The sequence below is a fragment of the Lysinibacillus boronitolerans JCM 21713 = 10a = NBRC 103108 genome (assembly GCF_000772935.1).
Lineage (GTDB): Bacteria > Bacillota > Bacilli > Bacillales_A > Planococcaceae > Lysinibacillus > Lysinibacillus boronitolerans.
The window spans coordinates 117,896-126,658 of sequence record NZ_JPVR01000069.1; the positions used below are offsets into that span (position 1 = coordinate 117,896).

Genomic DNA, 8,763 nt, shown 5'->3' on the forward strand with positions numbered 1-8,763 from the left:
CTTCAATAAAAAGTAGCTTTTAAAAACAGTTTTAGCAATTAGCGTACTTCAACCCAGCCATTTTTGATAGCTGTTACAACTGCTTGTGTACGGTCATTAACATTCATTTTTTGTAGAATACTTGATACGTGGTTTTTAACTGTTTTTTCAGAGATAAACAGTGTCTCACCGATTGTACGGTTTGATTGGCCATCCGTTAATAATTGCAGCACTTCACATTCACGCTTAGTTAGCAAATGGAATGGACGACGAATTTCCGTTTGATGGAAATTCCCTTTATTTTCATGTTCTGAAAGTCTTTTAAATTCTGCTACTAGATTTTTCGTTACTTTTGGATGTAAATAAGAGCCACCGTTGGCAACAACTTTAATCGCCTCAACGATTTCATCTGCATCCATCTCTTTTAACATATAGCCAAGAGCACCTGATTTTAATGCATGTGTAACATATGTTTCATCATCATGTATAGATAGCATAATCACTTTTGCATCTGGAAATTCAGTAATTAACTCTGCCGTTGCTTCTACTCCATTTTTGCCTGGCATGTTAATATCCATAAGCACTACGTCTGGTTCGTTTTCAGCATATAACGTAACCACATCTGTACCATCGTCACCTTCTGCTACTACATCAAACGTATCTTCAAAATCTAAAATGCGTTTTACTCCTTCACGGAATAGCTGGTGATCGTCTACAATAATAATCTTTGTCATTTGTCCTTTACCCCCTAAATTTCTGCAACAGTTACATCATTCAGCTTCTAACGGTATTTTAAATAACACCGTCGTACCTCGATTGATCTCACTATTAATGGTAATGGTACCATTTAATATTTCAATCCGTTCTTTCATTCCTAAAATCCCAAAGGAATGGTCTTTCACTACTTGTGGGTCAAAGCCTATTCCATCATCTTTTACAACAATGTTAACGGCATCTTTTAACCATTCAAGCTTCACCCAAATGTCTTTACACTTTCCATGCTTCATGGCATTTGTTACACATTCTTGCACTAAACGGAAAATGGATACTTCATAATTTGATGGTATACGTTTTTCTGTACTTCTCGATTGGAAATGAATTTCAACACCTGGATTATATTCAGTTACTGTCGATAAATACTTCTTTAATGTCGGAATAATTCCCAAATCATCAAGTGCCATTGGTCGTAGATCATAAATAATACGTCGCACTTCAGATAAAGCATTACGTACCGTTTTCTTTAAATCGGCAATTTCAGCCAAAGCCTTTTCAATACCTTTTTCACGATACGTTCTATCTATTAAATCAGTGCGCATGAGTACATTTGCAAGCATTTGGGCAGGTCCATCATGGATCTCTCGCGATAAACGCTTACGCTCTTCTTCTTGAGCTGCAATAATACGTATCCCAAAATCCTGCTTCATTTTTGCTTGTTCAAGGGCTAAACCAACATTTCTTAAATCTGAAGTTAAGTAATTCAAAACGACATTTACCTGATTGACAATATGATCAGCACGTTCAATCGTATCGAGTAATCCTCTTAATCTTCTCTCTAGATCATCTCTTTTATCCCGTAGCTGTTTTTCTTGTGTTCTAATAACGGAGAGCTTTACTTGAAAATCATGTGCAGTTTCATATGCTTCTCTAACTTGTTCTTCGGTATAATTATCAAAAGCTTTACTTACTAATACAAGTCGTTGTTTAGCAAGCTGCGTACTTTTTTCCAATGCATCGCCATCATCAATTACGATTGATATTTGTTTTCGAACAATTTCTAGCTCTTTTTGCATATCTTCAAAGCTTCTGCGGCTTTGTTCACTTATAATAAAGATATCATCCTTTGAGCTCATGATTGTATCTAACATTCGATTGAAAATGTCATCAAGCGACTTTAAATCGAAGGTATCATTTGAAAACATAGTATACTCCCCAGTCTAATGTCTTATGATTACTTACTAATTTAATAGACTAAAATCACATATTCCATAGTCTACACCTATTATAGCATTACCATGCTAAAATTTAATGCTTTTTCTTCATGAAAATTATAGAATAGAACTCTAGTTAAAAGGAGATTGATACAAATGAGAGAAAACTATTTAACAGTAAAAGGATATGGTGAAAGCGAAATTGTCATTTCCAAATCTCGCTTTCTCACTTATATAGAACGTGCAGAAACGGAAGAGGATGCAATTTCTTTTATAGATGGTATAAAAAAATTGCATCATAATGCAACTCATAACTGCTCCGCTTATATTATTGGAGAGCATGATCATATTCAAAAGGCAAATGATGATGGGGAACCTAGCGGTACTGCAGGCGTCCCTATGTTAGAGGTCTTAAAAAAACAAGGATTAAAAGATACGGTCGTTGTTGTGACTCGCTATTTTGGAGGCATTAAGCTCGGCGGTGGTGGTCTTATTCGTGCATACGGAAAAGCAACTACAGAGGGATTGATTGCTGCACAGGTAGTTGAACGTAAATTGCATCATTTCATGAAAGTGGCTATTGATTATACATGGCTAGGAAAAGTTGAAAATGAAATAAGAAGTTCATCATATACTCTAGAGGAAATACGTTATTTGGAGGGTGTTGAAATCATTGTTTCTGTGCTAAAAGAGGAAGAGGAACAGTTCAGAAGTTGGATAACTGAACTGACTAATGGACAGGCTTCTATCACTTTCGAAGATGCTCAATTTGTAGAATTTATTGTCAATTAAATAGTTTTAATTGTCGAAACTAAATATGCATAGTATAATTTTTTTGTTAGGCTATTTTATTGTCCACACAATTACTTAGTTAAAATTGAATAAAATTTAGCTTCATCGCATTATTATTCCCAATAATTAGAGGAGAATATATCTATTATGAAAAAAAGATCTGTTGGTCCAAATAAAAAGAGGTCTTCTAAAGCTTCCTTAATTATAAAAGTTACACTACTCCTAGTAGCAAGCTTGGTGATCTGTGTAACGGCTTATGCTGTTTACCTTACAAAACAGGTAGAGCATGCTGCAGACTCAGCATATGAGGAATTAGAAGGTCGTCAGGTTTCTGCAAAACGCGAAGAAAGTGTAGAGCCAGTACACGATAATGTATCTATTTTATTTGTCGGAGTTGATGATAGTGATAATCGAGGACAGGGATCAGACCATTCACGTTCTGATGCACTCGTTTTAGCTACATTAAATAATAAAACTCATACAATTAAAATGCTAAGCATTCCCCGTGATTCATACGTTTATATTCCTAAAGTAGGTTATAAAGATAAAATTACTCATGCACATGCTATGGGTGGAACACTTACTACTATTGAAACAGTAGAGGAACTATTTGATATTCCAATCAATTACTATGTACGTATGAATTTCAATGCCTTTATTGATGTAGTCGATGCTTTAGGTGGTATTGAAGCTGAAGTACCTTATGCTTTACATGAATTAGATGAGTTTGATAAGTTTACAATTAACTTACAGCCAGGCTTACAGCATTTAAATGGTAGTCAGGCACTTGCACTCGCAAGAACACGTAAACAAGATAATGATATTGAGCGTGGTAAACGTCAACAGGAAATTCTATCTGCGATTATTAAAAAAGTCGCTTCTGTTAAGTCCGTTACGAAATATGATGATGTCATTAAAGCTCTTGGTGATAATATGAAAACAGATATGACATTCACTGAAATGAAGTCCTTCTTATCTTATTTATCTAAAGGCGCACCACGTATCGATTCCTTAACATTAGATGGCACGGATGATACATCTACTGGTATTTATTATTACCAGTTAAATCAAGATTCTGTTGAAGAAGTAAAAGAGATTTTCAAAAACCATCTTGGCCAAAATGAACAATCATCGAGCCTGACTAGTGGCAATACAGGAACAGACAGCGCGGCTAGCAGCGATGAAAATTCAGCTATTGAATAAGACCTTTCAGACCATAGACAAATAACTTGTCTATGGTCTTTTTGCGTGACTTTTTCATTGATTGACCCCCCTTTCTATTTACCCCTCCTTGTAATCGATAAACTGCTTATTTAAGTTTCCCTTCTCTTCCATTCCTTATACATAAAAAACGGTTTAGAAAGAGCTTCTCATTGTCTAACGACTCACAAATTTAACAATAAAAAAGCAATCATACAAATTGTATGATTGCTTATATTTTATTTACTAAATATCCGTACAAAATTTAATAATGGTTTGTAGTTTTTACCAGCCAACCCGATAACCTCTACAAAGATTTCAATAGCTGTTAGGATGACCGCTACAAGTAATATAGCTCCCCACACCTTTGCCATAGAGAAAATGATAGCTGCTAATCCAAACATCACTGCAATTCCGTAAATGATTAGGACTGTTTGTCGATGAGTAAAGCCCATATCGAGTAATCGATGGTGTAAATGTGATTTATCTGGGTCAGACCACTTCTTTTTCATACGAACACGACGAACAATCGCAAAGAATGTATCTGAAATCGGAACACCAAGGATAATAATTGGGATGATTAAAGCTACGAATGTAATATTTTTAAAACCAAGTAACGCTAACACAGAAATCATAAATCCAAGGAACAATGCTCCTGTATCACCCATAAAGATTTTAGCTGGGTGGAAATTATAAAATAAGAAACCAAGTGAAGCTACAGCTAAAATGGCTGCTAACGCTAAAACAAACATATTGCTCATAATAAATGCCATGACGGCTAATGTAATCAGTGCAATTGTAGAAACACCTGCAGCTAAACCATCTAAGCCATCAATTAAATTAATGGCATTTGTAATACCGATGATCCAAATAATCGTTAATGGAATACTCAGTAAACCAAAGTCTAATGTACCTAAGAACGGTAGATTAACCATTTCAATTTCAATACCGCCTACAAAAACAACGATCAGTGCTGCAACTAGCTGACCTAGCATTTTTGCTTTAGCGGAAATCTCACGCATATCATCAATAACACCCGTGATCACGATTATACAAGCACCAATAATGATAGCTAATAAAGCCTCGTTACTACCATGTTTCGTATGGACTAAAAATGAGTATAAAATCGTCACGCCAATAATAAAGGCAAGGAAAATGGCTAAACCGCCAAGTCTTGGCATTATTCGAGCATGTACTTTTCGATAGTTTGGTGCATCAACTGCACCTATTCTAAACGCTAAACGTTTCACTAATGGAGTTAACAAAATGGATGCAACGAATGCTGCTATTAAAGACACGTAAAGCATGTCTCTCCTCCTCAAATAAATAATCTACATTGAAATCCAAATTGATTATAGCATGAACAAGCATTGAAATATACTTTTTCTAAACATTTTCCACGATTTCACAAATATTTTGTACATTTTAGCATTAATAGATTCCTATACAGTCAATTGTAGTCATCATACGCAAAATTTGATAGAATAATGGAGTGTCTAGCATGTAGACAACTTTAAAGGAGCGTATATTTCATGTTCTCAATTTTCAAAAGTAACAAAGAGCAAACTAGTGCTCGTCAATTAAAACGCTACTACAAAATAGTAGATCAAATTAACAATCTTGAAGAAAAATATGTTAACAAGTCAGATGCTGAATTACGAGAAATGACTTTTATTTTCAAAGATCAATTAGAACAAGGTGAGCCTATTACATCAATCATCCCAGACGCATTTGCTGTAGTACGCGAAGCCTCAAAGCGTGTATTAGGAATGCGTCATTTTGATGTGCAGCTTATCGGTGGTCTAGTATTAACTGAAGGTAATATTGCTGAAATGCCTACTGGTGAAGGTAAGACACTTGTTGCTTCTCTTCCCTCTTATGTGCGTGCATTAGAAGGTAAAGGTGTTCATGTCATTACTGTTAATGATTACCTAGCGAAACGTGACTATGAGCTAGTCGGTCAAATCCATCGTTTCCTTGGCTTAACTGTCGGTTTAAATGTACCGATGATGGAACCAAGTGAAAAGAAAGAAGCCTACAATGCAGATATTACATACGGTGTGGGTACTGAGTTTGGCTTCGACTATTTACGTGACAATATGGCTTATAGCTTAGCAGATAAAGTACAGCGTCCTTATCACTTCGCTATTATCGATGAAGTGGATAGTGTATTAATCGATGAAGCAAAAACACCGTTAATTATCGCAGGTAAAATGCCTTCTAACGATGAATTGCATCGTATTGCTGCTATGTTAGCGAAACGCTTTAAAGCAGACGAAGATTATGATTTCGATGAAGAAACAAAGGCGACTTCTCTTACAGATAAAGGTATAGAAAAGGTTGAGGCAGCCTTCAATGTAGACAATCTGTATGACTTAGAACATCAAACACTTTTCCATTATGTAATCCAAGCTGTGCGTGCACATGTTATGTTTAAGCGCGATGTTGATTACATTGTGAAAGAAGACAAAATTGAGCTTGTTGACATGTTTACTGGTCGTATTTTAGAAGGTCGTTCACTTTCTGATGGCTTACATCAAGCAATTGAAGCTAAAGAAGGCGTAGCCATTACGGATGAAAATAAATCTCAAGCGCAAATTACTATTCAAAACTATTTCCGTATGTATCCTAAGCTTTCTGGGATGACAGGTACAGCGAAAACGCAGGAAAAGGAAATTCGTGAAGTGTACGGCATGGAGGTTATCCAAATTCCAACAAACCGTCCACGTCAACGTGTTGATCAGCCTGATATTATTTTTAGCACACAAGAAGCAAAATATAAGTATGTTGCAGCCGAGGTGAAAAAGCGCCACGAAAAAGGCCAGCCAATTCTTATTGGAACAACATCGATACTACAGTCTGAAACTGTAGCTGAGTATCTAAAAAAGGAAAAATTAACATTCCAATTACTTAATGCAAAAACAGTTGAACAAGAAGTTGAACTTATTTCACAGGCAGGTCAAAAGGGTCGTATTACTGTAGCGACAAACATGGCTGGTCGTGGTACAGATATCATGCTAGGTGATGATGTCCATGAACTTGGTGGTTTATATGTAATTGGGACTGAAAAACATGAAAGCCGCCGTGTAGACAATCAGTTACGTGGACGTTCAGGTCGTCAAGGTGATATAGGTGAAAGCCGCTTCATTCTCTCTATTGAAGATGATATGTTCCGCCGCTACGCAAAAGAAGAAGTAGAAAAATTCTCTGCAAAAATGATTGTAGATGATAAGGGTATTATTCAAAATAAAGAGGTACAAGAGCTTATAGACCGTACACAGCGTATTGTTGAAGGTTCACAGTACGGCATGCGTGAATACAACCTAAAGCTAGACGATGTCATTAATGACCAGCGCACGGTTCTTTATGGCTTACGCGACAAAATTTTAGCTGGTGAAGACTTGATGGGTGAGCTAAAAAAAATGCTTCGTGAAACCGTTGAATTCGCTGTCCATGACGCCGCACCAGAAGATGTATCTTCTATTGATTGGGATTATGATCAAATGGAGTACGCACTTAACTCCCTGTTCATCACACCAGTGACAATCGATCGCGAAGTTGGAAAAGTAAAGCAAATTTTAATGGATGTTCAGCCTTCTGAACAAGAACTGTTAAGTCATATGGAGAAATTTGCTGAAAACGAAAGAGTAATGGAAGTACTTCCACAAATCATGCTTAGCCATATTGATAGCGGTTGGGTAAAGCATTTAGAGGCAATGAGTCATTTAAAAGAAGGAATCGGTTTACGTCACTATCAGCAAGAAGATCCAATGCGTATTTACCAACGCGAAGGACTTGAATTATTCGGTAAAAACTTCCAAGAATTACGTCGTTCAATAATCATTGAAATTACAGGCTTCATGAAAACAGTTGAGGCACAACAGGAGGCACAATAATGGGCTTATTCTCATTCTTTAAAAAATCAGATAAAGTTGTTCAGGAAAACACAATTGATTCAAAAGATTTATTAGGAAATACTGCAAAAAACACTGGTGATAATCGTGATGTAGAAACAAAATTATCTTTCCATCCTGAGTGGGATGTGCCACAAGAACAAAAATACATTTTTAACTTTCTAGCGAATGAGCTAGAACCATTGAAACCAAATCAATTATCACTATCTTCTATTAGTATTGAAGAAGACATACTCACTCGTAAATGGCTTGTTCGTGCATTTTTCCGTTCATCCTTATCCCAAGCAATTGAACTAGGAGAAATTGAACTTTTCATCTTGGATAAAAACGATGAGCTTGTAGCATCTAAAAAATTCGATTTTAAAGCACTAGGTACAATTCCAGCAGAAAGTGCCCGTCCATGGGTGTTTGAGTTTGAAAATGCTACAATTAAAGCCGATGAAGTGCCAGAAGATGGTTGGAAAATTGCCTTTAACCTCGTTTCCCTTCGTGGTCATCAATTAGAATTAGATCCATCATGGGAAGAACAATTACCAGAGGCACAAAAAGAAGAGCTTGCGAAAATCGTCAAAACTCTACCAGAATTAGGCGAAACAGAGGTAAACTTCACTGGTTTACAAGCAAAACTAGCTGACAATGGTAATTTAAATGCAACCATTTTTATCCGCAATGGACATAAGAAAGCAATCAATTTAGAGCAATTACCGTTAGAAATTATTGATGCAACAGGAAAACAAATTGCAAAAGGTTCATTTAAAATGAATCCAATTTTAACTGTCCAACCAAACTCTACAAAGCCTTGGACATTCATATTCCCAGCAGAGCTTGTTGATGCAAAAGACGCTGACCTCTCTCGTTGGACAGCTCGTGTAACACAATAGCCTAAAACCCCCCTTCTCTTTTATGAACTGCTCCCCAATTGTTAGACACATCTAACAATTGGAGGAGCA

Annotated in this window: 7 protein-coding genes; 4 read left to right on the top strand and 3 right to left on the bottom strand. The window is 36.3% G+C overall.

Annotated elements, in window-relative coordinates; all coding sequences use genetic code 11:
* Positions 1–38 precede the first annotated feature (38 nt).
* Together CD31_RS08305 and CD31_RS08310 are read right to left on the bottom strand one after the other, a co-directional pair.
* Positions 39–713 (bottom strand): response regulator transcription factor, encoded by a 675-nt coding sequence (locus CD31_RS08305; RefSeq protein WP_004227590.1) that lies wholly within the window; start codon positions 711–713, stop codon positions 39–41.
* A gap of 36 nt (positions 714–749) precedes the next feature.
* Positions 750–1,898, bottom strand: coding sequence for a sensor histidine kinase (locus tag CD31_RS08310; RefSeq protein WP_016994946.1), 1,149 nt, complete (start codon positions 1,896–1,898; stop codon positions 750–752).
* A 165-nt stretch (positions 1,899–2,063) separates the two neighbouring features.
* On the opposite strand from CD31_RS08310, the gene CD31_RS08315 reads away from it, so the two are divergent.
* Together CD31_RS08315 and CD31_RS08320 are read left to right on the top strand one after the other, a co-directional pair.
* On the top strand, positions 2,064–2,699 hold the full coding sequence (locus CD31_RS08315; protein ID WP_036076811.1) for a YigZ family protein: 636 nt from the start codon (positions 2,064–2,066) through the stop codon (positions 2,697–2,699).
* A gap of 147 nt (positions 2,700–2,846) precedes the next feature.
* Positions 2,847–3,902, top strand: coding sequence for an LCP family protein (locus CD31_RS08320; RefSeq protein ID WP_036076813.1), 1,056 nt, complete (start codon positions 2,847–2,849; stop codon positions 3,900–3,902).
* 236 nt (positions 3,903–4,138) lie between these two features.
* On the opposite strand, the gene CD31_RS08325 is transcribed toward CD31_RS08320, so the two are convergent.
* On the bottom strand, positions 4,139–5,206 hold the full coding sequence (locus tag CD31_RS08325) for a glycosyltransferase family 4 protein (protein WP_016994943.1): 1,068 nt from the start codon (positions 5,204–5,206) through the stop codon (positions 4,139–4,141).
* 225 nt (positions 5,207–5,431) lie between these two features.
* Here CD31_RS08325 and secA2 point away from each other — a divergent pair, with 225 nt between their 5' ends.
* Both secA2 and CD31_RS08335 read left to right on the top strand, forming a co-directional pair.
* Complete coding sequence (gene secA2 / locus CD31_RS08330; RefSeq protein WP_016994942.1) at positions 5,432–7,795, top strand: accessory Sec system translocase SecA2; 2,364 nt, start codon at positions 5,432–5,434, stop codon at positions 7,793–7,795.
* Positions 7,795–8,694 (top strand): accessory Sec system S-layer assembly protein, encoded by a 900-nt coding sequence (locus tag CD31_RS08335; RefSeq protein WP_036076816.1) that lies wholly within the window; start codon positions 7,795–7,797, stop codon positions 8,692–8,694. The genes secA2 and CD31_RS08335 overlap by 1 nt, the downstream gene beginning before the upstream one ends.
* Positions 8,695–8,763: the final 69 nt, after the last annotated feature.